General features: G+C 33.7%; 36 protein-coding genes and 2 pseudogenes. 7 read left to right on the plus strand and 31 right to left on the minus strand.

Features of this window, described 5'->3' with window-relative positions; all coding sequences use genetic code 11:
• Nucleotide 1: 1 nt before the first annotated feature.
• The 17 genes from WQ54_RS14765 to WQ54_RS14840 form a co-directional block, all read right to left on the minus strand.
• Complete coding sequence (locus tag WQ54_RS14765; RefSeq protein ID WP_046517748.1) at nucleotides 2-1,195, minus strand: glycosyltransferase; 1,194 nt, start codon at nucleotides 1,193-1,195, stop codon at nucleotides 2-4.
• 13 nt (nucleotides 1,196-1,208) lie between these two features.
• Nucleotides 1,209-2,369 (minus strand): polysaccharide pyruvyl transferase family protein, encoded by a 1,161-nt coding sequence (locus WQ54_RS14770; RefSeq protein WP_046517750.1) that lies wholly within the window; start codon nucleotides 2,367-2,369, stop codon nucleotides 1,209-1,211.
• A 15-nt stretch (nucleotides 2,370-2,384) separates the two neighbouring features.
• A complete protein-coding gene (locus WQ54_RS14775) occupies nucleotides 2,385-3,416 on the minus strand; it encodes a glycosyltransferase (protein ID WP_046517752.1) in 1,032 nt (343 codons plus the stop codon).
• A 41-nt stretch (nucleotides 3,417-3,457) separates the two neighbouring features.
• Complete coding sequence (locus tag WQ54_RS14780) at nucleotides 3,458-4,651, minus strand: glycosyltransferase (protein ID WP_046517753.1); 1,194 nt, start codon at nucleotides 4,649-4,651, stop codon at nucleotides 3,458-3,460.
• Nucleotides 4,652-4,660: 9 nt separating this feature from the next.
• The gene (locus WQ54_RS14785; protein ID WP_046517755.1) at nucleotides 4,661-5,398 is read right to left on the minus strand and encodes a glycosyltransferase family 32 protein; all 738 of its coding nucleotides are present in this window, start codon (nucleotides 5,396-5,398) and stop codon (nucleotides 4,661-4,663) included.
• A 24-nt stretch (nucleotides 5,399-5,422) separates the two neighbouring features.
• A complete protein-coding gene (locus tag WQ54_RS14790; protein WP_046517757.1) occupies nucleotides 5,423-6,586 on the minus strand; it encodes an aminotransferase class I/II-fold pyridoxal phosphate-dependent enzyme in 1,164 nt (387 codons plus the stop codon).
• Nucleotides 6,573-7,217 carry an acetyltransferase gene (locus WQ54_RS14795; protein WP_046517759.1) on the minus strand — a complete coding sequence of 215 codons (645 nt, stop codon included), beginning with the start codon at nucleotides 7,215-7,217 and terminating at the stop codon, nucleotides 6,573-6,575. Before WQ54_RS14795 ends, WQ54_RS14790 begins: the two co-directional genes overlap by 14 nt.
• Entirely contained in the window at nucleotides 7,214-7,822 is a 609-nt protein-coding gene (locus WQ54_RS14800; protein WP_046517761.1) for a sugar transferase, read from the minus strand. The genes WQ54_RS14795 and WQ54_RS14800 overlap by 4 nt, the downstream gene beginning before the upstream one ends.
• A 170-nt stretch (nucleotides 7,823-7,992) precedes the next feature.
• Nucleotides 7,993-9,063 carry an EpsG family protein gene (locus tag WQ54_RS14805; RefSeq protein WP_046517762.1) on the minus strand — a complete coding sequence of 357 codons (1,071 nt, stop codon included), beginning with the start codon at nucleotides 9,061-9,063 and terminating at the stop codon, nucleotides 7,993-7,995.
• 23 nt (nucleotides 9,064-9,086) lie between these two features.
• The gene (locus tag WQ54_RS14810; protein ID WP_046517765.1) at nucleotides 9,087-9,968 is read right to left on the minus strand and encodes a glycosyltransferase family 2 protein; all 882 of its coding nucleotides are present in this window, start codon (nucleotides 9,966-9,968) and stop codon (nucleotides 9,087-9,089) included.
• Between the two features lie 5 nt (nucleotides 9,969-9,973).
• On the minus strand, nucleotides 9,974-11,083 hold the full coding sequence (locus WQ54_RS14815) for a glycosyltransferase family 1 protein (protein ID WP_046517766.1): 1,110 nt from the start codon (nucleotides 11,081-11,083) through the stop codon (nucleotides 9,974-9,976).
• Nucleotides 11,068-12,222, minus strand: coding sequence for a glycosyltransferase family 4 protein (locus tag WQ54_RS14820; RefSeq protein WP_046517768.1), 1,155 nt, complete (start codon nucleotides 12,220-12,222; stop codon nucleotides 11,068-11,070). The genes WQ54_RS14815 and WQ54_RS14820 overlap by 16 nt, the downstream gene beginning before the upstream one ends.
• A 55-nt stretch (nucleotides 12,223-12,277) precedes the next feature.
• A complete protein-coding gene (gene galU, locus WQ54_RS14825; protein WP_046517770.1) occupies nucleotides 12,278-13,162 on the minus strand; it encodes a UTP--glucose-1-phosphate uridylyltransferase GalU in 885 nt (294 codons plus the stop codon).
• Between the two features lie 18 nt (nucleotides 13,163-13,180).
• Nucleotides 13,181-15,004, minus strand: a complete 1,824-nt coding sequence (locus WQ54_RS14830) for a nucleoside-diphosphate sugar epimerase/dehydratase (protein ID WP_046517772.1) — start codon at nucleotides 15,002-15,004, stop codon at nucleotides 13,181-13,183.
• A 21-nt stretch (nucleotides 15,005-15,025) separates the two neighbouring features.
• A complete protein-coding gene (locus WQ54_RS34285; RefSeq protein WP_197089599.1) occupies nucleotides 15,026-15,181 on the minus strand; it encodes a hypothetical protein in 156 nt (51 codons plus the stop codon).
• A 241-nt stretch (nucleotides 15,182-15,422) separates the two neighbouring features.
• On the minus strand, nucleotides 15,423-16,100 hold the full coding sequence (locus tag WQ54_RS14835; protein ID WP_331435121.1) for a CpsD/CapB family tyrosine-protein kinase: 678 nt from the start codon (nucleotides 16,098-16,100) through the stop codon (nucleotides 15,423-15,425).
• Complete coding sequence (locus tag WQ54_RS14840) at nucleotides 16,081-16,818, minus strand: YveK family protein (RefSeq protein ID WP_046517775.1); 738 nt, start codon at nucleotides 16,816-16,818, stop codon at nucleotides 16,081-16,083. The genes WQ54_RS14835 and WQ54_RS14840 overlap by 20 nt, the downstream gene beginning before the upstream one ends.
• Before the next feature lie 493 nt (nucleotides 16,819-17,311).
• Here WQ54_RS14840 and WQ54_RS14845 point away from each other — a divergent pair, with 493 nt between their 5' ends.
• Nucleotides 17,312-17,695: a helix-turn-helix domain-containing protein gene (locus tag WQ54_RS14845; protein WP_046517778.1), complete on the plus strand. Its 384-nt coding sequence runs from the start codon at nucleotides 17,312-17,314 to the stop codon at nucleotides 17,693-17,695.
• Nucleotides 17,688-17,825, plus strand: coding sequence for an anti-repressor SinI family protein (locus WQ54_RS32680; protein WP_084822083.1), 138 nt, complete (start codon nucleotides 17,688-17,690; stop codon nucleotides 17,823-17,825). Before WQ54_RS14845 ends, WQ54_RS32680 begins: the two co-directional genes overlap by 8 nt.
• Nucleotides 17,826-17,912: 87 nt before the next feature.
• Here the strand turns inward: WQ54_RS32680 and WQ54_RS14850 are convergent, their stop codons facing one another.
• Entirely contained in the window at nucleotides 17,913-18,152 is a 240-nt protein-coding gene (locus tag WQ54_RS14850; RefSeq protein ID WP_046517780.1) for a hypothetical protein, read from the minus strand.
• Between the two features lie 119 nt (nucleotides 18,153-18,271).
• Here WQ54_RS14850 and WQ54_RS14855 point away from each other — a divergent pair, with 119 nt between their 5' ends.
• Nucleotides 18,272-18,586, plus strand: a complete 315-nt coding sequence (locus WQ54_RS14855; RefSeq protein ID WP_046517783.1) for a DUF3889 domain-containing protein — start codon at nucleotides 18,272-18,274, stop codon at nucleotides 18,584-18,586.
• Between the two features lie 216 nt (nucleotides 18,587-18,802).
• On the opposite strand, the gene WQ54_RS14860 is transcribed toward WQ54_RS14855, so the two are convergent.
• The 13 genes and pseudogenes from WQ54_RS14860 to WQ54_RS14900 form a co-directional block, all read right to left on the minus strand.
• Nucleotides 18,803-18,994: a YqzE family protein gene (locus WQ54_RS14860; RefSeq protein WP_046517787.1), complete on the minus strand. Its 192-nt coding sequence runs from the start codon at nucleotides 18,992-18,994 to the stop codon at nucleotides 18,803-18,805.
• Between the two features lie 33 nt (nucleotides 18,995-19,027).
• The gene (locus WQ54_RS14865) at nucleotides 19,028-19,543 is read right to left on the minus strand and encodes a shikimate kinase (protein ID WP_046517789.1); all 516 of its coding nucleotides are present in this window, start codon (nucleotides 19,541-19,543) and stop codon (nucleotides 19,028-19,030) included.
• Between the two features lie 43 nt (nucleotides 19,544-19,586).
• The gene (gene comGG / locus WQ54_RS14870; protein ID WP_046517792.1) at nucleotides 19,587-19,967 is read right to left on the minus strand and encodes a competence type IV pilus minor pilin ComGG; all 381 of its coding nucleotides are present in this window, start codon (nucleotides 19,965-19,967) and stop codon (nucleotides 19,587-19,589) included.
• Nucleotides 19,968-19,970: 3 nt separating this feature from the next.
• A complete protein-coding gene (gene comGF / locus WQ54_RS35650) occupies nucleotides 19,971-20,339 on the minus strand; it encodes a competence type IV pilus minor pilin ComGF (RefSeq protein WP_084822085.1) in 369 nt (122 codons plus the stop codon).
• 52 nt (nucleotides 20,340-20,391) lie between these two features.
• Nucleotides 20,392-20,718 (minus strand): competence type IV pilus minor pilin ComGE, encoded by a 327-nt coding sequence (gene comGE / locus WQ54_RS14875; protein WP_046517794.1) that lies wholly within the window; start codon nucleotides 20,716-20,718, stop codon nucleotides 20,392-20,394.
• Complete coding sequence (comGD, locus tag WQ54_RS14880; protein WP_046517796.1) at nucleotides 20,705-21,151, minus strand: competence type IV pilus minor pilin ComGD; 447 nt, start codon at nucleotides 21,149-21,151, stop codon at nucleotides 20,705-20,707. The genes comGE and comGD overlap by 14 nt, the downstream gene beginning before the upstream one ends.
• Complete coding sequence (comGC, locus tag WQ54_RS14885; RefSeq protein WP_046517798.1) at nucleotides 21,132-21,443, minus strand: competence type IV pilus major pilin ComGC; 312 nt, start codon at nucleotides 21,441-21,443, stop codon at nucleotides 21,132-21,134. The genes comGD and comGC overlap by 20 nt, the downstream gene beginning before the upstream one ends.
• Before the next feature lie 9 nt (nucleotides 21,444-21,452).
• Nucleotides 21,453-21,866 (minus strand): type II secretion system F family protein, encoded by a 414-nt coding sequence (locus WQ54_RS31950; RefSeq protein ID WP_197089600.1) that lies wholly within the window; start codon nucleotides 21,864-21,866, stop codon nucleotides 21,453-21,455.
• 32 nt (nucleotides 21,867-21,898) lie between these two features.
• Nucleotides 21,899-22,285 carry a hypothetical protein gene (locus tag WQ54_RS31955; RefSeq protein WP_231597536.1) on the minus strand — a complete coding sequence of 129 codons (387 nt, stop codon included), beginning with the start codon at nucleotides 22,283-22,285 and terminating at the stop codon, nucleotides 21,899-21,901.
• A 53-nt stretch (nucleotides 22,286-22,338) separates the two neighbouring features.
• The gene (locus WQ54_RS35300) at nucleotides 22,339-22,467 is read right to left on the minus strand and encodes a hypothetical protein (RefSeq protein WP_269431574.1); all 129 of its coding nucleotides are present in this window, start codon (nucleotides 22,465-22,467) and stop codon (nucleotides 22,339-22,341) included.
• 6 nt (nucleotides 22,468-22,473) lie between these two features.
• Nucleotides 22,474-22,845: pseudogene (locus WQ54_RS14895) on the minus strand (ATPase, T2SS/T4P/T4SS family); the annotation flags it as partial.
• 51 nt (nucleotides 22,846-22,896) lie between these two features.
• Nucleotides 22,897-23,064, minus strand: coding sequence for a hypothetical protein (locus WQ54_RS33620; RefSeq protein WP_231597537.1), 168 nt, complete (start codon nucleotides 23,062-23,064; stop codon nucleotides 22,897-22,899).
• Nucleotides 23,065-23,224: 160 nt separating this feature from the next.
• On the minus strand, nucleotides 23,225-23,713 hold the full coding sequence (locus WQ54_RS14900; protein WP_046517800.1) for a GNAT family N-acetyltransferase: 489 nt from the start codon (nucleotides 23,711-23,713) through the stop codon (nucleotides 23,225-23,227).
• 135 nt (nucleotides 23,714-23,848) lie between these two features.
• On the opposite strand from WQ54_RS14900, the gene WQ54_RS14905 reads away from it, so the two are divergent.
• The 4 genes and pseudogenes from WQ54_RS14905 to WQ54_RS14915 all read left to right on the plus strand — a co-directional run.
• On the plus strand, nucleotides 23,849-24,172 hold the full coding sequence (locus WQ54_RS14905) for a metalloregulator ArsR/SmtB family transcription factor (protein WP_046517802.1): 324 nt from the start codon (nucleotides 23,849-23,851) through the stop codon (nucleotides 24,170-24,172).
• Nucleotides 24,173-24,439: 267 nt separating this feature from the next.
• Nucleotides 24,440-25,306 (plus strand): permease, encoded by an 867-nt coding sequence (locus WQ54_RS14910; RefSeq protein WP_046517804.1) that lies wholly within the window; start codon nucleotides 24,440-24,442, stop codon nucleotides 25,304-25,306.
• A gap of 19 nt (nucleotides 25,307-25,325) precedes the next feature.
• Nucleotides 25,326-25,502: a hypothetical protein gene (locus WQ54_RS33625; protein ID WP_156177961.1), complete on the plus strand. Its 177-nt coding sequence runs from the start codon at nucleotides 25,326-25,328 to the stop codon at nucleotides 25,500-25,502.
• A 159-nt stretch (nucleotides 25,503-25,661) separates the two neighbouring features.
• Nucleotides 25,662-26,520: pseudogene (locus tag WQ54_RS14915) on the plus strand (IS1182 family transposase); the annotation flags it as partial.

The raw sequence follows: 26,520 nt of genomic DNA on the forward strand, positions 1-26,520 counted from the left end.
CCTAAAAAATCTCATACAACTTGTTTATCTCTTCTTCTGTTCCTAGTTTTTCTTTTCTTAGATTAGTCACTAAATTATTTTTACAATTCTCATTCTGTATTAGTTCCTCAATTCCAAGGGTTATCTCTTCTTCACTCAAACCAACAATCAAGCCATTTATACCATTATATATTTGGTCCTTTGCAGTCTTAAAATTGGTTAAAATAATAGGTTTCCCAAGAATTTTTGCTTCATCTATAGCTATGGACTTACCTTCATATCTAGATGGTTGAACATAGATATCAGATTTTTTTATATACGGATATGGATTACTTTTAATTCCTAATAATATAAAATGATTTTTTACACCTATATTATTTATTAAACTTGCCAATTTTTCTCTCTCGTTTCCATCACCCAAAACATACCATTTTATATGGTAACCTTTTTCTATTAATAATTTACAAGATCTAATTGCAAGATCTAAACCCTTTTCGTTACTTAAACGGGCAACAGTAACAATATTTGTACAATTCTTATTGAACAGATGGTTGTCTTGTATTTCCTCATTTGATAAACTTTCTATTATGTTTGGTGATACAATGTTATATATAACTCTAACTTTATTTTTTATATGAGGAAAAGTAATTTTCAAAGCATTTGCACATTCTTGAGATACTGTTATAATATGGTCCAATTTATTGAAATAAAAATTATCAAACTTATAATCCATTCCTGAATTAGTATAATTAGTATGTACCCAGCCGATCTTTTTTTTCGATTTAACTTTATCCACTACAAAGTAGATTGAAGACTTTTCAAGATATCCAATAGCTATATCGTACTCTTTGTCTAACATATCAATTGATTTACTCTGATATTTCCAAGTGTATTGTTCTGAAATAGCTGGACTCTTTATCACTCTATTTAATAAAGTAAACATTAACCTAGAATAGGCTAGTTTATATTGGCCCATTTTCAAAAAATTAGTTACAGAGTTTTTTAATGAATTTGAAAAAACAATGTGATTTTTTTTTGATTCCAACAAATTCACTTCAATAGGTAGCAAATTTAAAAAAACCCCATTTTTACTAAATAAAAATAAATCTACATTATATTCCTCGTAGTTTAAATGTGATAATAAATTCACTAAACTTTTTTCTCCACCACCAGCAGATAAACTTGGCATAACAAATAATAAATTTTTTTTCTTCATAATTTCCCTCAGCTTACTTATCGAGTTCTTTTAAATATTTAACCGATTTATAGGACATTTCCTTTATAACTGGAATAGTATGTTTCAATTTTTGTTTTATCACTTTTTCTTCTCCAACCATTTCATCAAATGCATTCATTAATTTTTTACTATCCGAGATTTCTTCTATACCTAACACTAATTTTTCTTCTCCAAAAAGATCCTTTGCTATCCCCTTTGACTTAACACTATATCCAAGAACCATTGTGGGAACATAATTTGAATAGGCAGCAATTGTTGCATGTGTTCTTGCTCCAATGAAAAATCGCATTCTTGCTATATATCCCTTATACTGAATTGCGTTTAAATTATCTGGTAAAATAATGACTCTTCCTGTATTCTTAAATTCTTCGAAATATTTAAAGAGAACTTCATAATCATTATTACCATGATCAATCACATGAGGTGTAAGTGCAATTGACATATCAGTAGTATTTAAAATATGATTTATTAGGTCTCTAACTGCAGTTAGAGATTTTTTATTTTTTTTCCAAACTAGAGGACTAAAATTTAATCCAACGGTATTACCAACTTGCCACCCTCTAGGTAAATCCAGCTCTTCCTTTTCCATAGTAAATGCAGGATCGGCACATAATTTTACATTTTGAAGACCTTTACTATTCAGCAATTGATACGTAAGGGTTTCCCGTGCCAGAATTAAGTCAAATAATTTTAGGTCTTCCAGCTTTCTTTCAGACAAATCTTCTTCTCCTATAGAACAACCCCATAATACTAATTTCTTTCCTTTTGCCTTAACTCTTCTATCAACCTCATACCATCCAGGTTGCTCCCCGTAACAATAATTATCCCCGCCAATTGATAAATAAACATCCATATCATCTATATGTTTAATTATGTTATGGTAAATTTTTCCTAAGGAGTATGATTCATCATTAAAAAACTTAACTTTATATGAAGAGATCCACCAATCAAACGAATACTTCTTTATACTGCAATTTGCACCATCTACTATTCCATCTAACTTAGTAATAATCTTATCAGTTTCTGGCCTTCCTGAAGCTAAATATACCTTTGCTCCTTTTACTTTTTCTTTAATTATCTCCGTAGATGAACGAACAATAGCCTCACAGCCTCGATTGAGACTACCGTCATGAGCAAACATCATGATTTTCATACAAATCCCCCATTCTTACTTATTTCTAAGTCGGCTATATGTAGTAATGAAATATAGTCCTATAATAGATCTTCTTTTTATCAATTCCAAAATTGCCTTTTCATATCTGCCAAAAGTGCTATACATTTCGTTATAACTTACGAGCAACGCCTTTCTAACATCTTTATCAATTATCATTTTATCGATATATTTAAAACGTTGACGCAAGCTTAGCTCTTTTGAATGTGTAAAATAAATATAGATATAAGACATAACATTCTTAATTAACTTTATAGACCTTAACTTATGTATTTCTTCTATCATCAATAACTCTTTATAGATTTCCGGCAGCTTCATATTATACACTTCTAGAGCTCTATTAAAATAATCTTTCTCAGCTATATTTCTCGTTGCACTCCCCTTTACTTCTCTATAAAAATACCCTGTATAATCTAGGTATTTCATTTTATCTGCTAAAGAAAAAAAACTCATATTAAATAGTCCATCTTCTCCTAGTGGAACTTTCTCCGGAAATGTTAAGTTATTTTCTATTATTATTTTATTTTTATATATCTTGTTACATACTGTGTTTAAATTATCTTCCTTAAGAAAGTAAGGTAGTATATCTTGTTTAATATACTCTTTAACTAAAGTTACTCCGATTGGGAATGGGTATCTAGTGATAGCCTTATGTCCTTCTATTTCACTTTCAAAATTTGAAAGGATAATATCACAATCGCACTGTTTTGCCGAAGTATAAAGGATTTTATACATATTTTTTTCAATTGTGTCATCTGCATCTACAAAGCCTATATATTCACCTTTAGCTACTCTTAAACCCTTATTTCGAGCAATGCTCACACCTTGATTTTCTTGGTTTATTAACATAATCCGATTATCTACTTTTTGGTAATAATCAATTATTTTCCTACTGTCATCCTTTGAACCGTCATTAATAAATATAAATTCACATTCTTTAAGCGTCTGGTTAAGAAGTGACTCAATGCACTGAGCAATATATTTTTCCGCATTATAAACTGGAATAATGACACTTACCTTTTTACTCATATATATCACTCCTAACTTGACAGATTCTTTACTTAAATTAGTTAAATAATTTTATACAATTTATCAAGCTCATATCTATTGCCATAGTTTATATCTCTGCAATTATTCATTAATTCTTTTCTCATTGGACCGTTTTTATAAAGTTTTTCAATTCCACTAACAATTCCCTCAATTGATAATTCTGTAATATATCCATCAAATCCATCTCTTACCTGACTTGTTGCAGTTGTGTAGTTTGTAATCATTACAGGCTTTGATAATATCTGGGCCTCTCCTACTGTCACTGCCTTTCCTTCATATCGAGATGGCTGAACATACATTTCTGCTTCTTTAATAAACGGATATGGGTTTGTTTTCTTTCCTAATAGAATAAAACTATCCTCAAGATTTAATTCTTTTATCAAATCTTTAATCATGGATTCATCTCCGCCATATCCAACAACATACCATGCAATATCATGATAGCCTTTTTCTTTTAATATCTTTAGAGCCTTTACTGCATTATCAATACCTTTTGCATGAGATAATCTAGCAACTGTTATTATTTTAAATCGATTATCCTTTACCATAGGATTATAAACTTTTTCTTTGGCCATCTCTTTAATGAAATCCGGTGAAGTAATATTTTCGATTACAATAACCTTTTTTTCTAGATTTCCATATTTTCTTAAAAACGCAGCTTTACATGCTTCAGAAACAGCAATAATGTGATCAAATTTCCTCCACATTTCTAAATCTAATTCAATATCTGTTGCTACATTTGAATAATCTGTATGAATCCAAGCAATTTTCTTTTTCGCCTTAACTTTTTCAGCAACAAAATAATGCGGCCATAAATAACTAACTGCAACATCATATTCTTTGTTCAATTTAGGAAGAAAAGGTAATGCATACTTCCACATTAACTGCATTTGGTAATATCCTGGCTCTGTAATTCCTTTTATTTTCCCTTTAAGGTCTGCATTTATCTTAGCCAGAATTCTTGAAAATCCTATACTAAATTGTTTATTTTTAAACGTTTCTCCTATTGATTTTCTAAAAGTGGTGTATTGAGGTATTTCACCTATTAAAGAAACATTGGTAGAAACTAGATTAAGGAAATCACCTTGATGTCGATACAACATCAAATCAATAGTGTATTTATTGTAATCAAAGTTATCCAGTAAACTAATAAGGCTTCTTTCTACTCCGCCAACTTCCATATCATAAGAGGCTATCAATATATTTTTTTTCATTTGTGCCTCCTACACCCTTGAAACGATTTTTCTAATTTTGGCAATATTTTCTCCACCTATTACTTTAGCTGCTATTGTTTTTATATTACTTTTCAATTTAGCTTTGGGTGGCAACCAACTCTTATAAAAATGATGCATTGCATAAGTATTTTCAGTAATAAACTTTCTACAGTTTATATAATCAAACGGAGAAAAGTACGTCTGAGGATAAAATGATCCAAGTCCTTTCACCTCTTGAAATTGTCCATTCATTTTTACTCCGATGTTTTTTAGTAATTTAGAAACAATAGCAACATTAGTTAATTCGTTGAAACTACCATCTTCATTAATAAAATTCTTTTCATGATATGTTTCCAAAAATGACTTTATTAATTCATTACCTTTCTTTGCGCCAATCGTACTTGTTGCAATATAGTTTTCTTGTTCAAAGCCCCAGAAGGATTCATGATGTAATAAATCATCAAATGATTTAAACACTTCAACATCAGTATCTAGATATATTCCTCCGAAATTATATAAAGCATAAACTCTTACATAATCACTTACGAATGCAAACTTACCTGATTTATAAGCTTCATTGACATAGGTATTGAAACTTATATCAAAGTTTTGTTCATTCCACTCAATAATTTCATAATCTGGAAGGTATCTTTTCCAGCTTACGATACTTTTTTGTACTATATTCGGCTTTTCTTTTCCACCAAACCAGCAGTAATGGATGATTTTAGGAATTTTTTTCGTATCCATTTATAACCCTACCTTTTTAGAACTCTAAACTCTAACCTTCAGACAATTTTTTAAGCTATTAATAACTCTTATTTGATCTGTATCTGACATATTCGATCCTGATGGAAGGCACAAACCATAATTAAACAAATACTCAGATACATTTATTTCTTCACTATGCACATAATATTTAACATTTTCGAAAAGAGGCTGCATATGAAGTGGTTTCCATACTGGACGTGCCTCTATATTTTCTTCAGCCAAGGTATTTAATAATAAATAATTAGAAATTCCTGTTACTTTATCATCAATGGTTAAAGCTGTAAGCCACCTGTTCGAATTTGTTTCATATAATTCTGGCATGAAGTTAATACCAGGTATTTCACCTAATTCTTGATGATACCTTTCAAATAATAATCTTCGAGCCTTTACTCTCTGCTCCAATACTTCTAATTGTGCCCTGCCAATACCAGCAAGTACATTGCTCATCCGGTAATTAAATCCAAGTGTACTATGCTGATAAAAAAGTGCCGAGTCTTTTGCTTGTGTCGCTAAATATCTGGCTTTTTTTAATACTTCCTGATCATTGGAAACAAGCATACCGCCACCTGATGTAGTTATAATTTTATTTCCGTTAAATGAATACACACCAAATTTACCGAAAGTCCCACTCGCTTTCCCTTTATAAGTAGAACCAAGTGATTCGGCTGCATCCTCAATGATTGGTACTTCATAACAGTTACATAAAGAAACAATTTCATCCATTTTTGCACTCTGTCCATATAGATTTACTACAATAACTGCTTTTGGCAGTTTTCCATCAAAAGCTGCTTCTTGTAAAGCCCTCTCAAGAGCTTGAGGGGACATATTCCATGTATCAGGCTCAGAATCTATGAACACTGGTTCCGCACCCTGATAGAGTATCGGATTCGCACTCGCTACAAAAGTTAGCGTCGAACAAAAAACCCTATCGCCCTTTTTTATATCTAATAAAGAAAGAGCCAGATGAATGGCTGCAGTACCTGAACTTACTGCAACAGCATCACTGACTCCTACGTATTTTGCTAACTCTTTTTCAAACGCATCAACATTTGGCCCTAAAGGTGCAATCCAATTTGTATCAAATGCTTCTCTAATATATTTCATTTCGTTTCCACTCATGTGAGGAGAGGATAGAAATATTCTTTTATGTTGATTATTCTTTTGCATGAGTTCCACCTCCTACTAGTTTTGCTGGTACACCAACTGCTGTTGTATTAGCTGGAATAGAATGGATAACCGTTGCTCCAGCTCCAATGGCTGACCAATCATTTATTCTTACATTAGGGATAACAGTAGCACCAGCTCCAATATGTACTCCTTCACCAATATGCACATTTCCTGTTAACGCTGCATTTGGGGAAACATGAGAAAAATCACTTACTATATTGTCATGTTCTACAATTGAACCTGTATTTATAATAACGTGATTGCCAATAACAGTATCAGAATTTATTACAGTGTTTGCCATTATAACGGTACCTTTTCCTATCCTAACACTTGGACTTAAAATAGCTGAAGGATGAATAAGGGTGATATAAAAATAATCTTCAAGATTTAGGTCATTAACGACCTTTTTCCTTAATTCATTTTTTCCAATTGCCACAACAAATTTGATATCATCATATTTATTAACAAGAAAAGTATAAGCTGTTATTGGACCATAAAAGATATCATCTTGAAATATGTGTTCTTCATATTTGTCATCCAAATAAGCAATTACTTGAGCCTCATCTTTATATCTAATAATATCTCTAACCACTTTACTGTGACCACCCTGACCAATGATAGCTATATTCATCCCTGTCCCTCTTTCATGGCAGAACCTTTAAATTTTTCTACAGTTGCATTTCCCGGCTGATTTATTCCTTGTGATTTTATTACCTTATATACAGTTAAAAATAGGATTTTTAAATCCAATAAGAAAGTACGATTTTCTACATACCAAACATCTAGTTTAAACTTTTCTTCCCATGAAATACTATTGCGACCATTTATTTGTGCCCAACCTGTTATCCCTGGTCTTACTAGGTGTCGCTTTGCTTGTTCATTCGTATATAATGATAGATATTCCATTAATAATGGCCTTGGACCTACTAAACTAATGTCACCTTTCAAAACATTTATTAATTGTGGAAACTCGTCTAAACTTGATTTTCTTAAAAAAATACCAAAAGAAGTAAGTCTATATTGATCAGGTAACAATATACCATTTTCACCTTTTTCATCAGTCATTGTTCGGAACTTATAAAAATAAAAAGGTTGAGTGTGCAAACCTGGACGTTGCTGTTTAAATAAAATTGGTGAGCCTAATTTTATTTTTACCAGTATTGATATTAAGAGCATGAGTGGAGAGAGTATGATGATTAATAGCAACGACACTGTAAAATCAAAAAAGCGTTTCATTATTCCCCCTCTTTCATTTAGAAGTGTATGTTAAAAAATGCTTTTTAATCTCTTCAATTAGTTCGATTACACTTATGTTTTCTGTTTCTTGTCCTTTTTTATAAACTTTCTTTAATATTTCGTGTAGATTCTCTTCTGTTATTTCCCTAAATAAATTCATATTGCTCCCCTTAAAAACTTATATAATCACTTTTATAAATTAAACTTAATGAAATGACTTGTTCATAGTAAAAATACAGTAAATAACAAATTAATAAACCATAATAGATAAATTTTCTATTATTTTCTTTAAATAAGTAAATAATCCATGATATCAAGATTAAGTTATATAAACTAAAATATATGTTAAATCTAGCAAATATCCAATTTTGTGTAGCTATGATCATAAATAGCAAACCAATTAATGACATATTTACGATAATATCGCTTTTTGGCCACATTTTCCGCAATTTATGTCGACCTAAGTAAGCTATTATAATTGGGACAGAATCAACAAGAACTCTAATTTTATTTGCTCCACCCTCTGCGAAATCACTATAATGACCGTACTGGGTATCCTCGATTGCAGAGAATAATAGATTTGAAAATTCATTAAATCCCATTACAAGTATGATTGTAAATGTTAATAACAAAAATGTAACGTGTGTCCATGCCTCTCTTCGAACAATAAAATAAACCGGTAATAGAATTAGAGCACTTCCATGAAAAGTAGAAGCAAATAATATAATAAAAAAATACTTTTTAAAATCACCATTTAGTAAATACTTTGTAGCCCAAAATATTAACGAAGCTGCAAAAAATTGACGAATTCCATTCATTGAAACAATAAACATACCTGACGTGATAAAAACATAGATACCTATTTCAATCATTCTGGAATATTTATATAAGGTAATAATGATTAAAAAGTTCGTTATCAACGCAGTAACTATTAAAAGAAGTTGTGGGTCATTTGAAATGTTCTTTAATAACATTTGTAGAACATTAAACCCTGGATCCTTCTTCTCAAGAATGTATTGCCAAGTAAATTCTTGTGTTTCATATACATGGATATAAAAGAAAGTATCACCTATGTTATTCCTTAAGCCTGATACGAGTACTAGGCATGCTAATGCTAAACCTATCATTATTTTATTTGGTCTCACTAAGACACCATCATAAACAGCACTGTTTACTGCAATGTATCTCGATAAATAAGCAAAAATGAACACGATTAAAAGCATGGCCCATAGTACCGTCATTTTTTTATCCTTTCATTAATTAACTAAGTTTTTGTTTTAAACATAATTAAGAAATATAAGATTAATCCTAATGGTGTTGCAACGATTGTTAGTAACTTTAATGGTGATTCTTTAATAAAATCCTTATTTTTAGAAATCAGACTGCTCGAAACATAATGAGTCGCCTGTCTAAACTTGAATTTCACGTCAGCAAATCGCAGTTTCATTAACTCCTTACGATAAAAAGCAAAACCTTTTGGATTCACCCGATACTGTTTTAACATATTCATTGATGATCCATCGGGTAAATACTCAACTATACAAAGAACTTCATTCATTAATAACATAGGGTACTCTTCATCTAGTTTGTGATATTTATAGGCAAGCCCGACATATTTTTCATTTTCAAATAGTGGGTAAGGGTATTTTTTTGTTAATTCTGTTCGATAAACAAGCTTCTTATCGCCTTTTACACCATGTTTGTTATACAAATCAAAGAGTGTTGACTTATATAAAAGAGCGGGCATCTTTGTGCCAATTATTTTTCCATTTTTATATGCATCGAGCCCAATCATTCCGCTCACTTGATCATTTCCTTGCTTTTCCCAGAATGATAGAATTTTTTCTACTGCATCAGGTGGCATATAATCATCTGAATCAATGCAAACGTTTAATTCTGAATCGATATTCTCATATGCTGTATTATGTGCACCGTGCATTCCCTGGTTTTCTTGAAAGATATATCGTATTTCAATTACATTTTCTTTTATCCACTGTTCGACTATTTCCCTTGTATTATCAGTAGATCCATCATCAATTACAAGCCATATAAACCCTTTGTTAGTTTGACTTTTCAAACTTTCATAGCAAATATGTAAACAATAGGCTCTATTATAGGTTGGGGTAAAGACAGTTAGTTCCTTCAACAAATTCACCTCGCTGTTTCCAAGTAAAAATCATGAATAAAATTAGCAGTTTTTTTTATATCATATCCTTGTTCAAATAAAGCCATTTTTGAAATATTTCGTCTTGATTCTTTTGAAGATATTTTTATTACTTCTTCTACCCATTCTACTTTATTAGTTAAAGGCAAAAATTTCACAAGACCTATTCCCATATCAACTTCTGCTGTTATCTGATCAGAAATTATACATGGAAGTCCAGACCCTTGGGCCTCAATCAAAGTTACAGGGAGTCCTTCATGAAAGGATGGAAAAATAAAAAGATCGAATGCCTGTAACAAGTGATTAATATCACTTCGTACTCCTAAAAATAAAATATTATTATCTAGACTGAGATTCCTTACTTTTTCTTCTAAATCATTTCGTAAAATTCCATCACCTACTAAAATTAAATAGGATTTGGGTATCACTTTATTTAACTCATAAAAAATATCAATTAAAAATGAATGATTTTTTTGGTTATTAAAACGTCCTACATGCCCTAAAACTAAACTATCAGCTTCCAGACTAAGATCGTTTCTAATCTGATCTCTTACTTCCTTAGAAAATATAAAGTTTTCAGTCTCGATGCCATTTTTCAGAAGCATAATTGCTTTGGTCTTGTTTTTAAATAACCATTTGGCAGCTAAATTGGAACAAGCTAAATAGTGGGTTGCTGATTTTTCAATCTTTCTTCCTGCATATTCTTTATACAACTTTGCTGCTAAGCCACCTTCACTTTCAGTATTATGACTATGCGCAATCCGTACAGGAATCCCAGCCTTCTTCGCAGCCTTCAATACTAATCCACTCATTTTATCCAAATGAGAGTGAATAATTTTATACTCATTATTCGTTCTAAAAAATTGATTTAAATTCTTTATGTATTGAAAATGGCCACTATCTGTAATATAAGGAATACGGTGGATCTTTCCGCCCAAGTCCATAATCTCCTGGTCAAAGACTCCTTCTTTACATGTTAAAAAGTCGAATTGTATTTTCGAGCGGTCAATATTCCGGTATAGGTTCATGATTAGGGTTTCCGCTCCGCCACGATTCATATTAACAACCACATGTAAGACTCTTATTGGGCTGCCCATTTTAATCCCTCCGTTTCTTTGATGTATTTTTCGTATATAAGGCTCGTTTCAGTCATAACTGCTTTTATGTTGTAGGTTCTTTCAATGCTTTCGCGGCCATTTTTTCCTAAGGTATTTATCAATTGTGGATTTTTTGCTAAATGTAATATTTTCTTTGCCATAGCCTTACTATTCTCAGGCTTAATCGTCCAACCATTATATAGGTTTTGAATGAGCTCATTATGCCCCCGATTCTCCGTAGCCACCACAGGCAATCCGCAAGCCATAGCCTCCATAATATTGACAGGCAACCCCTCACGCAAACTGGAAGCGACTGCCATATCACAGATCGGAAGTAAATTGACAATGTCGTTACGATAACCTAAAAACTCTATCATACTATCAACACCAAGCTCAGAGGCAAATTTTCTACAGGAATCCTGAAGTACACCTTCCCCTGCTAACAGAAGCTTCGCATTCGGTAAGGATTCTTTGATTTCAGCCATTGCTCTTATAAGAAGCTGCTGATTCTTATTTTTATTAAATTCGGCAGCATAAAAGAGCAGGAAATCCTCTTGTTTGAAACCTAGTTTCATTCTTAGCTCGTTTTTCTCCGTCAAAATCATAGGTTTAAATCGTTCCGTATCTACTCCAACACCATGTACATGCTCCACCTCACTTGATTTAAAACGGTGAGAGATTGCTAGGTTGTAATCCTCTTCGTTTATCGTGATCAAACAGTCTGTATAGGTAGCTAGCAGTTTTTCAATCGGATAATAAAGAAGCCAATTCATCATCGGAGCCCCTTTACAAAAATGAAAGCCATGAGCTGTGTAAAGCACCTTTGTTCCATTTTTTCTTGCTTGCTTTGCTGCCAGGCGTGTTAGAACGCCTCCCATCGGAGTGTGGCAGTGAATGATTTTAAAGTCATTTTTAGAAATGATCGACTTAAGTTCCTTAAAGGCAGAAAGGTTCATTTTGTGAAAAGGTGAGCGTTGAATCGGTATATTATACTTCTGATCAACATAGGGAAGCTGGGTCTCACCGTTTGCTGCAACGTGAACCTCCCAGCCGATTTCCTTAAACCATTTCAGGATTGGCAGATGAAAGGCTTTGAAATGATAGTCAACGGTTGCACAGAATAACACTTTATTTGTCATGGTTTTTTCACCCTTTTTAAGAGCATGAAAAAAACACCCTGATATCATATGGGTGTTATATTTCAGTCATTTCTTTTTCGATTACCGTATTTAAAAACTGCAGTAGTTCGTACTTTAGTTCTTCTCGCTGTAATGCGAGCTCAATGGTTGTTTGAATAAAGCCCATTTTCTCACCAACATCATAGCGTTTGCCATCAAAGTTATAGGCATAAATGGCTTCAAAGCGGTTAAGTGATGCGATAGCATCTGTCAGTTGAATTTCACCGCCAGCACCTGGACTTTGCTCCTCCAGCATGTCAAATATTTTAGGATTTAAAATATAGCGACCCATGATCGCCAGCGTTGAAGGCGCATCCTCTTGCTTTGGTTTTTCAACTAGATTGCTACTAACATTATAGAAACGCTCGCCAATTTCTACTGCATCAACAATTCCGTATCGCGAGACTTCTTCTTCTTTTACATGCTGTACACCAATGATTGATGCGTTGTAGCGCTCGTATTGTTCAATCATTTGCTGGAGGCAAGGCTTTTCTGCTCTTACGATATCATCTCCAAGTAAAACAGCAAAAGGTTCATTGCCGATAAACTTTCTGGCACACCATATCGCATGTCCTAAACCGCGTGGTTCTTTTTGTCGAATATAGTGAATATCGACTAATTTAGATGCCTTCTGCACTTCGCTCAGTAATTCCAGTTTTCCTTTTTCCATTAACGTGTGCTCTAGCTCAAACGAGTGATCAAAGTGATCTTCAATCGCACGTTTTCCTTTGCCTGTTACGATAATGATATCTTCAATCCCTGATTCAACGGCCTCTTCGATAATGTATTGAATTGTTGGTTTATCAACGATTGGCAGCATTTCTTTTGGCATTGCTTTTGTTGCAGGCAAAAATCTTGTTCCTAAGCCTGCTGCTGGAATAATCGCTTTTCTTACCTTCACCGCCGACACGCTCCTCTATTAAACTGACACTAATTTCTTCTGATAGGCAATTCGTTCATTTGCTAGATCGACCAATACTTTTCTTAAATGATTTCGTTCTAGCGATCTAAAGTTATTGATAATGTACTCAATTTCTTCTATATATAACTCCGAGGTTTTTCCAATATAGATCTTAGGATAAATCTGCTCTTCATGAACTTCATCTTTCTTTAGCAGCTCTTCGAAAAGCTTTTCACCCGGCCGCATGCCGGTAAATTCAATGCCAATGTCATCAATATTATTTCCTGAGAGCTTTATCAAATTTTTTGCTAGATCGACTATTTTAACTGGCTCTCCCATATCAAGGACAAAAATTTCACCGCCCTTTGCTAATGCACCTGCTTGAATGACTAAGCGTGATGCTTCTGGTATGGTCATAAAATATCGAACCATATCAGGATGTGTCACGGTTACCGGGCCGCCATTTTGAATTTGCTTTTTAAAAAGCGGGATTACACTTCCTCTGCTTCCTAATACATTTCCAAAGCGAACGGCAACAAATCTTGTTTGGCTCGATTGGTCGAAATGCTGAATGATCATCTCAGCTAAGCGCTTAGTGGAGCCCATCACACTAGTCGGATTCACCGCCTTATCCGTTGAAATCATGACAAATGTTTCGACACCATGTAAACTTGATGCTTCGGCAATATTCTTTGTCCCTATAATATTGTTTTTTACCGCTTCCTCTGGACTTCGCTCCATTAATGGGACATGCTTATGTGCCGCAGCATGGTAGACAACATCAGGTTGATAAATGGTCATGACGTTCATGAGCTTATCATAATCCTGAAGATCCGCAATTTCTGTAATGAATTCGATACCAGTGTCCTTAAAGCATTCCTTTAACTCCATTTCAATGGTATAAATACTGTTCTCTCCATGCCCAAGTAAAACTAGTGCTCTCGGATTAAATTTTGAAATTTGCCTGCAAATCTCAGATCCAATGGAACCACCAGCACCTGTTACAAGCACCACTTTATCAGTTACATAGTCACAGATGCTTGTCATGTCAAGCTCGACTGCTTCTCGTCCGAGCAGATCCTCAACCTGGACATCACGAAATTGGTTAACAGAGACCTTTCCTGTCATCAGGTCCTCAAGCATTGGAATCATTTGTGTTTTTGCTGATGTTTTCGCACACTCCTTAAAAATTTCATTAAGCTGTTTTTTATTTAAGGATGGTATCGCAATGACAATATTCGAAATGTGTAACGAGTTTGCCAGCTGCTCAATTTGCTTGACACCGCCGATAACAGGAATGCCTAAAATGTCCAATTTTTGCTTATTTACATTATCATCAATAAAGGCAACTGGAAGCAGCTCAGCTTCATGGTTGTGTAATAGTTGTCTTGCGACCATTGTTCCGGCAGCACCTGCTCCTACAATCAGTGTTCTCTTTTTATTTAAAGGGTGTTTTAAGTACGTATCTCGATAAACCCTCCAAAAGAAGCGCGAACCCCCAATCAACAGCAAATGAATCATCCATGTGATAGTTAAGATCCGGTAATCAACCTGTTTTTGGACAAGTTGTTGAACGATGCCTGTCACTATAATGGTATAAGTGATGACCTTAAAAATGCTGATTAATTCCCCAATGCTAGCATATTCCCATGCTTTTTTATAAAGCTTATATAAAAATGAAAATAAATGATGGCCAAGCAATAACGAGATGGAACTGATAAACAATTGGATTGTTAAGGCTTGAAGAGTTGGATTAATTAACAATTGGCTAAAATAAATCGTTGATAATACAATACATGAATCTAATAGAATCAATAACCAGATGCGACTATGATAAGACATTGTTTTCTCACTCCCTTCCGCTTAATCTTCTAACATTTTCTTAAGCATGATGATTCGTTTTTCAATCGCATAATCGAGAACTTTTTTAAATTGCTCAAGCTGGTCAAGTGATGCATCCTGTTTTATGTAGCGCACGAGCTTTTTCATGACCTTTGGAAATTGATCAAACTCCTTCATGGTTTCAGCTCCTTTATTAAAATCCTTACCTATATATCTCATGGTCGAGACATATACGTAACCATTTTAATAAGTTGGGCATTTAACCCGCCCTCACACCACACTCTTGACGACTTGCGTCTAAGGTTTCTTTCAACCCACAGTATGGCCGAGTACCTCCATTGATAAAGGAAAGGAGATATCCCCTGAAAAAAGATATAAAGTACGTAACATTCTTAATAAAGAACAAATTAGCACATAATTATTCTCGCTCGTTCAAAATGACACCAAGCACTTTTGCCCTGACGAGGTTTAACATTCGATTTGCCTCTGCAGCTTTTTCCCGGTCAGATTTCCCGCTGTTTAAGACCAAAACAACACCATCACATTGTCCTGCTAAAAGCTTTGTATCTGTCGTTTCAAGCACCGGGGGACTATCAAATAAAATCACATCATATTCTTCTTTACTGTCTTTAATGAAATAACTCATTGCCTTTGAGCCAATTAATTCCGTAGGGTTCGGAGGAATCAACCCGCTTGTTAATACTTCCAGTCTGCCAATTTGGGTTTGAAAGATCGCATCTTTTAATGACGTGCGCCCCATAAGCACATCAGTTAATCCAAAGGAATCCTTTAAATTAAAGGAAGTATGTATTGTTGGCTTCCGCAGGTTTGCATCAACAAGTAAAACTCTATCGCCTTGCTGCGACATGGAAATTGCTAAATTAATCGCAGATGTCGTTTTTCCCTCACCTGTAGAAGGTGAGGTGATCATTAATGTTTTATGCTTATAATCGATCGATGAAAATTGAATATTTGTTCTAATTGTCCGAAATTGTTCTGCAATTTGTGAATTAGGGTTTGTATGTGAAACAAAATGGCGTTTTGACATTTCCTTTATGGATTTTTTCTTATTTAAATTAAGAACCAAGTGTCTCACTCCTATATTCGAATTTCGTTTGCTTTTTTTTCTTTTTTTGCATGTTTTTCCTTTTCATTTTTGAAACAGATCCTAAAACGGGAATACCCAATAGCTCCTCAACTTCATATTCTTTCCTCACGCTGTTATTTAACGAATCTAATAAAAAGGCAATTCCTATCCCTATTACAATCCCGCCGATAAATCCGATCATGACCGTTTTATCTTGATCCTCATTGATTGGTATTGGGTTAACTTTTGCCTCAGAAAGTGGCTTCACATCTTTAAAATCCATTATCTTTGGAATTTCCTGTTGATACGTTTCAGCAACTGAATTCGCAAGGATTGCCGCCTGTTCAGGATTAGAATCAAGAACTGTAATGGTAACAACCTGGGAATTTTCTATGTTGCCTACCGTAATTTTATTGCTTAATACTTCTGGTGGGTAAGGTAAATCTAACTTTTTTACTACCTTTTCTAATACGGTTGTATCTTGAATAATGACCTTCAATGTTGTAATTAAACTGGCATCAGCGCCGATAATGATTCGTGATGTTGCCTGATACATTGGCTTGTAGGTTGCAAAAGAATAATAGCCTGCAGCAGAAGTTGTGAAAACCGTTAGTAGAATAATAATCCACACATACCGCTTTAATATTTGAAAAACTTCTCTTAAATTAATCTCTTTCGCTTGCTTATACTCATATTGCCTGTCATCAAACTCAGGAAAGCTGGACATGTTACACATTCACCTTCTTATTAAGATTTCATTCTTAATAAAGAACAAAAAATATTTATACATTTTCACGATGGTCCCTGTTCTATAAAACTAGAATAGTTCACTATAAAGAACAAGTCAATATATTTCGTTAATTTTTTAAAATTTTACAATTAGTAAACAAATAGTCTCATCGGGAATTCGATCGTTTCTGTTCAATTATCTTATTTTGTTTGCATCTTGAATATGACAAAAATGACCTAAATTACTGTTCTTTAAAACATTTCCTTCATGATCTTACCCGATATTGGCTAAGATCAATATATGCCATTTCTCCTATTTTACAAAAGTTTTAAATTCTGCTGTTTTTTCTTTAAAAAGAACATTAATCCCAGTTTTTCTCTATTTTTCTTTGATTTGCATATTTATTCGATATTTTATTACGAACGATTTGTTTCATATAATGAATGATGAAGGACTATATTATGGTGATGAAGATAAGGAGAACATCTACATGGTGGGAGAACGTTTAAGGGAGCTGAGGGTGGAAAAGGGATATTCAATTAGTGAGCTAGCTGAGTTAGCCGGCGTTTCAAAATCTTACTTAAGTTATATCGAACGAGATGTACAAAAAAATCCCTCGCTGCAATTTTTAAGGAAGATTGCATCAACATTAGAAATAGATGTTGAAGTATTGCTAGGTTCTTCGTCTTCTGAAAATCATACAAAGGATTTTGTGTTTGATGACGAGTGGAGCCGATTGTTAAATAAGGCCATTGAAGAAGGTATGAGTAAAAAGGATTTTAAAGAATTTAGAGATTATTTAAGATTTCGGAAGTGGCAGGAAGGAAAGATACAAGAACCTACTTTTATCCAGGAGGACAAGCCGAATGAATGAAGGAAAGGCAAAGCTTCAAACAGAGCAGTTAGACAAAGAATGGATCGAATTAATGAAAGAGGCAAAGAAGCTTGGATTGTCCTTTGCTGATATTCAACAGTTTCTTCAGCATGGAAGGGTAAAAATGTAGCAAAAAGGCCGTCATCTGACGACCTTCTTGTTCGTTTTCCCGTCAACACAATTATAAAAAATCACTGATCACTGTGGAGAGAAAATGTTAATCTCCCCCGCCTCCATCTCCTCCTGAATCTCCGCCAAAGCCGCTAAATGAATCATTTGTTGAATCACTGTGCCCTTGATCATGTTTTTGATCCGAATCACCAATCATATATGGGGGAATAAAGGTTGAGTCATTTTTTCTCGCTTTTTTATTTTTCTTGCTCTTAATACTGATTATGACAGCTATGATAATAATAATCAAAGTAATGAAAAAAAGAGTAGAAATAATGGCATCCATTTTAAATCCTCCCCTTTATTATTCGTTTTTCTTCCATGCAATCATTTGTTTCACCCTTTTATGAACATGTATAGCTTTCATTTAAATGGAAATAAATACATAGTAAGGGTGGTGTCAAAATGAAAAAATGGATATTTTTTCTTACTTTACTATACGGTTTAACGTTTTCTCCGGTTTCATTTTTATCGGAAGCTCAGGCAGTTTCCCAAAAAGCATGGGAAGATGTTGCTGTAAATGAAACAAAAAAGCGATATCCTTTATCACAAGTATTGTTTTCACAGAAAATTTGGGACAATTCAAAAAAGGATATAACCGTAAAGCAGTATCGCTTAACTTTACGAGAAGGAATGGAGGACTTTGCGGTCTACACAACCATTACCTATGACTCTTCCACTGGTGAAATAAAAAAGGTCCAGGTTATTCCTGAAGCATAAGTACAATAAGGGCTGGCTCTAAAATAATAAGGAGTCAGTTTTTTTATTACTTTCATGATAACATAAAAATAGTGTGAAGGTTTTTCAAAAAAATTGTAAAGCACTTTTTTAATTAAGAAGTTGTTTGCCAAACCTTGTTGTTAACTGAATATATAGGAATGTTGTTTTCAATAAAAAAACAGTACAATTCACAATAAATTGTACCGTTTTTCAAGGTTATTTTTTTCGTTTATTCATCATCAGTTTTAAAGAAAAGGGAAGAACGCCAAACCACCTATTGCTGTAAAAGGTTGATGTTGTTTCTACATTCTTTCGCTCTTCTCGTTGCTGCTTTCGAGCTTCCTTTGGAGTGTCCATATATTTGACAATTTGTTGTGTTACGTATTTTACATAGTCATTTGCAGACAAGGTAAAAACACCTCTATCCTTTTGTTTTCACCTCTATTTATTGCCAAAACCCTTATATTTTAATCGTGTTTTGATTTCATTTACGATATCTTCTATGCACTTATTTGAAGTTTCAATTAGAAACGTACAGTCTTGATAGAACGATTCTCGAGAAAGATACATATCAGTAAGCTCCGCTTTTGTTTTCTTACTGGCAAGCGGTCGATTTGTATCAGTATGAACACGTTCATAAATAATGTCTAAGTCGGCATGTAATGAGATCACATATCCATGCTTTTTCATCCAATCACGATTTTCTGCATTTATGACGATTCCTCCGCCTGTGGTAATGATAACATCATCAGTAGGAAGCTCTTTTAGAATATTCGTTTCCTCTTTTCGAAAAAAGCCCTCTCCGTGGTTCGTAAATATTTCTTTTATCGTCATATTCAGCTTTTTCTCAATTTGTTGATCTGTATCAAGTACAGGCAAATTAAGCTCTTTTGCTAAATTTTCTCCAATTGTTGTTTTTCCAGCTCCCATAAACCCTGTCAAATAAATTGCCTTCAACTTAAAAATCCTCCACGTTTTTCTTTCTACAATAACACAATTGCTAATATTCAGACCATAAAATCATTTCATTTTTTGTTAGATCAAATTGATATCTTGCTTTATTCACCTTATTCCTTATTGTTTTAACAGTTAATTGCACTTCATAAATGCTTGGCGAAATTTCTTTGATTACATAAGAAAAGCTTCCATTTATAGTGTTGGATTCTGTGGACACATTCATTATAGCTGGTTGGTTTTGGATTTCCAAAAGTGACTGATCTACAGCAAGCTGCATTAAATTATCAAGCATATAATATTGCTCAGTTTCCGAATAAAATAGCTTTTCACTTATAAGGACACTTGAAATATAGGTAACGATAAACAAGCAAAAGAGAATAACACCAAGAGTGGTAGGAAAAATAAACCCTTTTTCATTCCTCATATTTCATGTCCTATCCTTCATAAACCGAAAGGTATGATGATAGTTTTTTCCTGCTTTACTTATCAAAGTTAATCGAATTCCTGAAGAGACCTGATTAAACTCAATGGTTTTTACCTTAAGTAAAAATAATTCATGTCCTGTTCCATTAACCTGTCTGCGGATCATGTTAGGATAGTACTGAACACTTACAAGTTTCCCTTCATTATTTATAAAGGTTATTTCTGTACTTTTCACAGTAAGATTTTGTGCTTCGTTTAATTCTTTTTGAAATTGAATAACAAAAAGCTCCCATTCAAAGGGCTTTAAATCATCTGAATGCCGAGAGTGAGTAAGCAGAAAATGGAGAATGACAGATAACGATGTGATAATGATCGATTAGATTAAGAAGGTTAGAATCAGATTCAAAAACGTATATCCTTTTTCATTATGAAACCAGATAGCAAACTGATTTTGTTTTTTTGTATGAGTTTTCCCAAGATAAGCAAGCTTTTGAATAGCTCTTTTCCTCCTCCCAAGTTAAGGTATAGTGTACATCCTCCTTAACAAGCTCTTCGTTTATTTTTGGAGCCTGATCATATAGCACCTGCTGTGTTTTTTCGTATAGATGCTTATAGGCTTGCAGAGATTGTTGGGCGTTTTGTCTTTCTTGTGTTAACAGGACAAGCTGAGGAATGAGGATTGTCACAATCAAGCTCCACATACTGAATGCTGCGATTGTTTCTGCAAAGGAAAAACCTTTACAATTCTTCAATATTCATCCTCCCCTTTCCAAGATAAAAAACAGCCTTAAAGGTTGATTCATGATAAGTGATGTGCAATGTACCGCTTTTTTGAATCGAACCATTGCCGTTATACGTGACCCGATTTTTTAACGTAACACCTTCGATTTTTATTTCAGCATGATAATGCCTTGTAAGCAAAGTCTTATTTGTATCAACTGATACCACTTTGTATTGTTGCTGATCTACTAAAAATAAAATATATACGGTTGTTTCATTAACTAAAGCAAATTGTTGAGTAAGCATCACATCCTTCTCAAATTGATCTAAAAATGTATCTATGATTTTTTTATGATACATTGGTACAATGTTCATGATGATGGTTAAGCTCATAATACTTGCAATTGATAGGACAAGCAGTGATTCAATAAGTGTAAAACCATTTTTACGGTGTTGCGGCTGCACCTTCAGTAACCTCACCATTAGCAGATATCGTCACACTGTTTCCATTCGGGCATACGGGTTGATCTCTCAAGTACTCTTCACTAATTAATTGATCCACAGTTGGAGTGGCGTTGTTTTCGATTTCATATGCGGTTACTTGAGCTTGTACCATATTTAACAAGCCTTCACAGCCTTTTTCTTGAATACTGGCATTATGCTTCGTTACATTCGGTATGGTGATTAATAATAATACCGAGATTACCAATAAGACAATTAGCATTTCAATAAGCGTGAATCCCTTTTGATTGTTCATTTTCTCCTCCTACATATTTTCCATCATATTGTACATAGGCAAAAGCATCGATAAATAGACAAACAGAACGACTATTCCGACAAAGATGTAAATGGAGGGTTGGATAATCGCCATCGCCTTAATGATTTTATTCTCCAGCTTTTCGATAACAAATTGGCTATAGGTAAATAACTCCCTGGCAAGCTGTCCATTCGCTTGTCCATGTAAAATAACAAGTGCAAGCTCTTTCTCATAAAAATGGCTATCTTCAATTATTTGATGGAGCTGCAAACCTGCTTTTAATTTTTCAATAAAACGGCTGGCCTCAGTTCGGTAAAATGGCAAAATCGTTTGCTTTTCAAAAATTCTTAAGCTTTCAAATGCAGATAGTCCTCCTCTTAATAAATTACTAAGCTGGAGAGCAAAGAAATAGCTATGGAGCATACAGAAAATCCTTTTAACAATGGGAAGTTTAATCAACACCTCCATTTGTTCATTGATCTGCTTTTTTTTAAAATAAAGAAATAATAGACAGTGATCATCAATGCGATGATTAATCCGCCTATACCACACCACTTCAAAGCTTCAAATAGTATTAAGAGGAACACCGAAAAGAAAGATGCTTCTATATTCATTGAATCGTAAAGCTGCTGAAATTGCGGACTTATAACAGACTGTACAATAGACAGGATGATTCCAACGGTGATAATCAGAAAGATTGGATAGCGAAGGATTTTTTCCAGCTTATCTAAATGAGTCATTTTTTTGTGAAGAATCTCGCTGCTTTCCTTTAAAGCAAACTCCATATCACCGTACTGCTCTGCAAAATATAGATAACTTAATACGTCACGGTGAAAATGCAATTTTGAGAGTACAATGCGGAAGGAATGCCCTGATGAAAGCTCGTTTATACAAGTTAATAAATCATTTTTTTACTGCCTTGTTCATTAACGTACAGGAAGCTCAATGCTTCGTTCAATGTATAGCCCTTTTCAAGCATGCTGCTTAATCTTTTTAATATCTCCGCTTGTTCTTCAAGCTCCATTTATTTTTAATCTTCATAATGAAACACCCAACGGTCATATGAATTTGGGTATAAATAACCTAAAGCAATTCCCTTTTTAATGACATCCTTCAGCATCGGATAGGAATAAGCTGCCGCTTCACCCTCTGCTTCCTTCACTACGGCAGCAAGGTTCTTGCCAAAAAGTAATTCATAGACACTTAATCTTCTTTTTCTTCTCAGCTTTTTACAGTAAGTCGGACATTCTCCTTCACAAAAGGGGCATTTTAACTGAACGAGCCGTTGTGCAGAGACTGCAATCAGAGTTTGTTCAATCTCTGATAAACTAACATCAAACTCCAGAAGCCTGTAAATCGCTCCTTTCGCATCCCTTGTATACATTGTTGAGAAGACCAAATGTCTTGTCCTGACAATAGGACCATGCATTATTAAACTAAGACTAATTCTTACTTATTTTATATAGAGGTTATTGTTGTCTCTTCTATGAAATTCTCTGATAAATCCAGCCAACGAATGGATTAGACGGTAATCGTATGAATCGATTAATGGATAATAGAATTTCAACTTGCCAGCAAGTCCTACTTCTTTCCAATAGATTGGTAATGCAATATATAACATGAAATTCACCGAATAAATTTATTCCAGTAATAATTGCCACAATACGAATAACATTAGAAGAATGCATGGTTTTCTTGGATATCAGCATTAGGGAACTCGCCTAATTTCATCACCCATTTTTGTTAGTTTATTAAAGTTAATACGATAAGAATTAATTGATTCATTTGACATCACTTCTTCTTTCAAGTAAAACAACATCTCTCCAGACACCATTCATTTTTCCAATCCGTTCTCTAATCCCTACCTCTCTGAATCCATTTTTCTTATGTAATGCCAAACTTGCCGTGTTTTCTGGAAAAATTCCTGCTTGTAACGTCCAATATCCATTTTCTTCACTTGTTTTAACTAACTCTTGAAGTAATGAGTGGCCAATTCCTTTTCCTTTATATTCCGAATGAACATAAATACTTACCTCGGCAACACCTGCATATACACATCTACCTGAAACAGGACTTAATGCTGTCCAACCTATTACTCGATTATCGATAGTAGCAATTAATCGGCAATTTTCTGTATGTCCAGCATCCCATTCATTCCATGTAGGAGTTTCCGTTTGAAAAGTTGCATGACCTGTTGAGATTCCATCTAGATAAATTTTTTCAACTTGATCCCAATGTTTTTTTCTCATACTTTGAATCATAACGTTCATATTTCTACTTCCTTTCTATAAAAAATCCAAATATGGATTAAATCAATTTTTTTTGATTAATTTTTGTTGACAAAAGAAAATTCTGGATATATATTTAAAATATCAAAAAAAATTGATTTAGAAAAGGTGTATTTCATGAATCAGGAAATTAACTTACAAGATGTATCTTTAGAAAGAGTCTTTGAAATGTATGAAGGAAAGTTTAAAGCAATCGCAGATAAAAAGAGACTGCAAATTATGAACCTTCTTACACAAAAAGGCGAAATAAATGTTAATGACCTCGCTATAATGGTAAACATGACACAATCAAAATTGTCCTATCATTTAAAAATACTTTTAGATGCGAACCTCATTATAAGAGAGACTAGAGGTACATGGAATTACTACAGACTTAATCTAGATGAAGTGAACCACTTGTTGTCAGCAGAACTCTGTTGCTTATTTAGACCTACTTGCTGATAAAAATTTTTATGTTAAACATCAATTTTTTTTGATTAATAAATCAAAATAATTTGTTTTAAGGAGGATAAATTTATGTTTAATGAGTATGAGATTTATTTACTTTCAAAATTAATGAGGGAGGAAATGTTTGAGTCATCCAACGTTCGCAAATCTGCTACACTAAATCAATTCTTAAAATTTAAGGAAAAGCCCCAAGTAAAAACGAAAACTATAGATTCAACACTTTGCTGCGAAACAGCTTGCTGTTAAAAGGAGGGATAAATTTTGTGGATCGAGACATTAAAAAATTTTATTTATATCGCTTTAGAATTAACGATTTTATTTATTGTTATTTCCTTTCTTATTAGTCTTTTGCAAGAGTATATCCCCTATGAAAAGATTGAGAAAAAGTTGGCTGGTAAAAATCGAATTGTAGCTGCTTTAGCAGCCATTGTTTTTGCTTTTATTACACCATTTTGTTCTTGTTCCACCATACCCGTAGTCGTCAATATGCTGAAAAAGAAGATGCCTTTTGGAATCGTCATGATCTTTTTATTTGCTTCACCTGTATTAGATCCAACGATCATAACCATTATGGGCGTTGTACTCGGCTGGAAAGTTACGATCATCTACATCGTTATTACAAGTATTTTCTCAGTCATTATTGGATTTGCACTTGAAACTCTCTGTTTTGAAAAGTATGTAAAAAATGTTGTGATCTCTGGTTATGAGGAAAGTAACAAGAAGTTTAACTTTAAACTAGCCCTTAAAGAAACAATGGATCTAATGAAAAGTGTTTATCCTTACTTAATCATTGGTGCAGCAATTGGTGCGGTCATACATGGGTTAGTCCCAACTGAATGGATTTCATCTGTTTTAGGTGAAGATCATTGGTGGTTGATACCGATTGCCGCAATTATAGGAATCCCTTTATATATTCGGCTATCCAGTATGATTCCTATCTCACAGATTCTCATTATGAAAGGGATGGCTTTAGGTCCTGTTATGGCTATGATGATCAGCTCTGCGGGGGCTAGTTTACCAGAAGTAATTTTATTGAAATCAATCTTTAAAAAAGAATTAGTTGTAACCTTTGTATTATCAGTGGTTACCATGTCTACATTATCAGGTTTTATCTTTTATCTAATTTAAAGAAATGGAGTGGATATTCGTGTTAAATTTTTTCAAAAAAAGTTCTAAGAAGGATTCAAACTGCTGTAACATCCAGATTGAAGAAGTAGAAGAAAACAAAATGCCATCTTCTGAAAATATAAAAGACACCCGTCTAAATAAGGAAGAAAACGAAGGATGCTGTACACCTAGAGATGAAAAGAAAACTTGTTGTTAAGCAGACATAGAGCATATGTTATTAAAATTCACTGATTATATAATAAAAGGTCTCTTTAATAAGAGACCTCAGCTTGTAGACAAAGTCTGATTTTCAGGCAGGTCTACAAGCTTTTTTTGTCGAATAATGTAGTAAAGTTGGTTTGAGGGGTGCAAATATATGTTATCGAAACAATCAATGGAAGGTCGTTATCAAATATCGATGATTGCACTTGATGAAGTAGTTCCTGCTAATCATCTTGTTCGAAAGCTTGAAGCCGCTATTGATTTTAGTTTTATTTATGACTTAGTTGAAGATTTGTATTGTTTGGATAATGGTCGTCCAAGTATCGATCCAGTTGTGTTAATAAAGATGGTCTTTATTCAATATGTATTCGGAATTAAATCAATGAGAAAAACAATAGATGAAATTGATACAAGCGTTGCGTATCGCTGGTTTTTAGGCTTTGACTTCAATAAAAAGATTCCCCACTTTTCTACCTTCGGTAAAAACTATGAGAGACGATTTAAAGACACAGATCTTTTTGAGAAGATTTTCTACCATATTCTTAATGAAGCGATAGAAAAAGGGTTTGTTGATCCTTCTGTTGTTTTTATAGACTCTACACATGTTAAAGCAAATGCAAACAAGAGGAAGTTTATAAAAGAAGCTGTCAAAGCAGAAACAAAAAGCTATCAAACTCAACTAGAAGAAGAGATAAACGAAGATCGAATTGTACATGGAAAAAAGCCTTTAACCCCTCAAACAAAGGCGGAGATAAAAGAAATTAAAGTAAGCACAACAGATCCTGAAAGTGGCTATTATGTTAAGAATGAACGAGAGAAACAATTTGCCTATTCCTTTCACACAGTTTGTGACAATAAGGGATTTATACTTGCCAATCAAGTGACAGGTGGAAATGTACACGATAGTCAGGTAATAAATTCTCTTGTAGATGAATTGATTGAAAAAAAGTAGGTAAGCCTAATGCTCTTGCTGGAGACGCAGGATATAAAACTCCACCCGTTGCGAAATATTT

Source organism: Bacillus sp. SA1-12, assembly GCF_000981385.1.
Taxonomy (GTDB): domain Bacteria; phylum Bacillota; class Bacilli; order Bacillales; family Bacillaceae; genus Metabacillus.

Excerpts from the sequence above, each read along its gene's own strand:
- WQ54_RS14765 (WP_046517748.1), bottom strand. The coding sequence starts at position 1,195 with ATGAAGAAAAAAAATTTATTATTTGTTATGCCAAGTTTATCTGCTGGT.
- WQ54_RS14770 (WP_046517750.1), bottom strand. The coding sequence starts at position 2,369 with ATGAAAATCATGATGTTTGCTCATGACGGTAGTCTCAATCGAGGCTGT.
- WQ54_RS14775 (WP_046517752.1), bottom strand. The coding sequence starts at position 3,416 with ATGAGTAAAAAGGTAAGTGTCATTATTCCAGTTTATAATGCGGAAAAA.
- WQ54_RS14780 (WP_046517753.1), bottom strand. The coding sequence starts at position 4,651 with ATGAAAAAAAATATATTGATAGCCTCTTATGATATGGAAGTTGGCGGA.
- WQ54_RS14785 (WP_046517755.1), bottom strand. The coding sequence starts at position 5,398 with ATGGATACGAAAAAAATTCCTAAAATCATCCATTACTGCTGGTTTGGT.
- WQ54_RS14790 (WP_046517757.1), bottom strand. The coding sequence starts at position 6,586 with ATGCAAAAGAATAATCAACATAAAAGAATATTTCTATCCTCTCCTCAC.
- WQ54_RS14795 (WP_046517759.1), bottom strand. The coding sequence starts at position 7,217 with ATGAATATAGCTATCATTGGTCAGGGTGGTCACAGTAAAGTGGTTAGA.
- WQ54_RS14800 (WP_046517761.1), bottom strand. The coding sequence starts at position 7,822 with ATGAAACGCTTTTTTGATTTTACAGTGTCGTTGCTATTAATCATCATA.
- WQ54_RS14805 (WP_046517762.1), bottom strand. The coding sequence starts at position 9,063 with ATGACGGTACTATGGGCCATGCTTTTAATCGTGTTCATTTTTGCTTAT.
- WQ54_RS14815 (WP_046517766.1), bottom strand. The coding sequence starts at position 11,083 with ATGGGCAGCCCAATAAGAGTCTTACATGTGGTTGTTAATATGAATCGT.
- WQ54_RS14820 (WP_046517768.1), bottom strand. The coding sequence starts at position 12,222 with ATGACAAATAAAGTGTTATTCTGTGCAACCGTTGACTATCATTTCAAA.
- WQ54_RS14830 (WP_046517772.1), bottom strand. The coding sequence starts at position 15,004 with ATGTCTTATCATAGTCGCATCTGGTTATTGATTCTATTAGATTCATGT.
- WQ54_RS34285 (WP_197089599.1), bottom strand. The coding sequence starts at position 15,181 with ATGAAGGAGTTTGATCAATTTCCAAAGGTCATGAAAAAGCTCGTGCGC.
- WQ54_RS14840 (WP_046517775.1), bottom strand. The coding sequence starts at position 16,818 with ATGTCCAGCTTTCCTGAGTTTGATGACAGGCAATATGAGTATAAGCAA.
- WQ54_RS14845 (WP_046517778.1), top strand. The coding sequence starts at position 17,312 with ATGGTGGGAGAACGTTTAAGGGAGCTGAGGGTGGAAAAGGGATATTCA.
- WQ54_RS32680 (WP_084822083.1), top strand. The coding sequence starts at position 17,688 with ATGAATGAAGGAAAGGCAAAGCTTCAAACAGAGCAGTTAGACAAAGAA.
- WQ54_RS14850 (WP_046517780.1), bottom strand. The coding sequence starts at position 18,152 with ATGGATGCCATTATTTCTACTCTTTTTTTCATTACTTTGATTATTATT.
- WQ54_RS14855 (WP_046517783.1), top strand. The coding sequence starts at position 18,272 with ATGAAAAAATGGATATTTTTTCTTACTTTACTATACGGTTTAACGTTT.
- comGG (WP_046517792.1), bottom strand. The coding sequence starts at position 19,967 with ATGAGGAATGAAAAAGGGTTTATTTTTCCTACCACTCTTGGTGTTATT.
- comGC (WP_046517798.1), bottom strand. The coding sequence starts at position 21,443 with ATGAACAATCAAAAGGGATTCACGCTTATTGAAATGCTAATTGTCTTA.
- WQ54_RS31950 (WP_197089600.1), bottom strand. The coding sequence starts at position 21,866 with ATGCTCCATAGCTATTTCTTTGCTCTCCAGCTTAGTAATTTATTAAGA.
- WQ54_RS35300 (WP_269431574.1), bottom strand. The coding sequence starts at position 22,467 with ATGGAGCTTGAAGAACAAGCGGAGATATTAAAAAGATTAAGCAGCATG.
- WQ54_RS33620 (WP_231597537.1), bottom strand. The coding sequence starts at position 23,064 with ATGTTATATATTGCATTACCAATCTATTGGAAAGAAGTAGGACTTGCT.
- WQ54_RS14900 (WP_046517800.1), bottom strand. The coding sequence starts at position 23,713 with ATGAACGTTATGATTCAAAGTATGAGAAAAAAACATTGGGATCAAGTT.
- WQ54_RS14905 (WP_046517802.1), top strand. The coding sequence starts at position 23,849 with ATGAATCAGGAAATTAACTTACAAGATGTATCTTTAGAAAGAGTCTTT.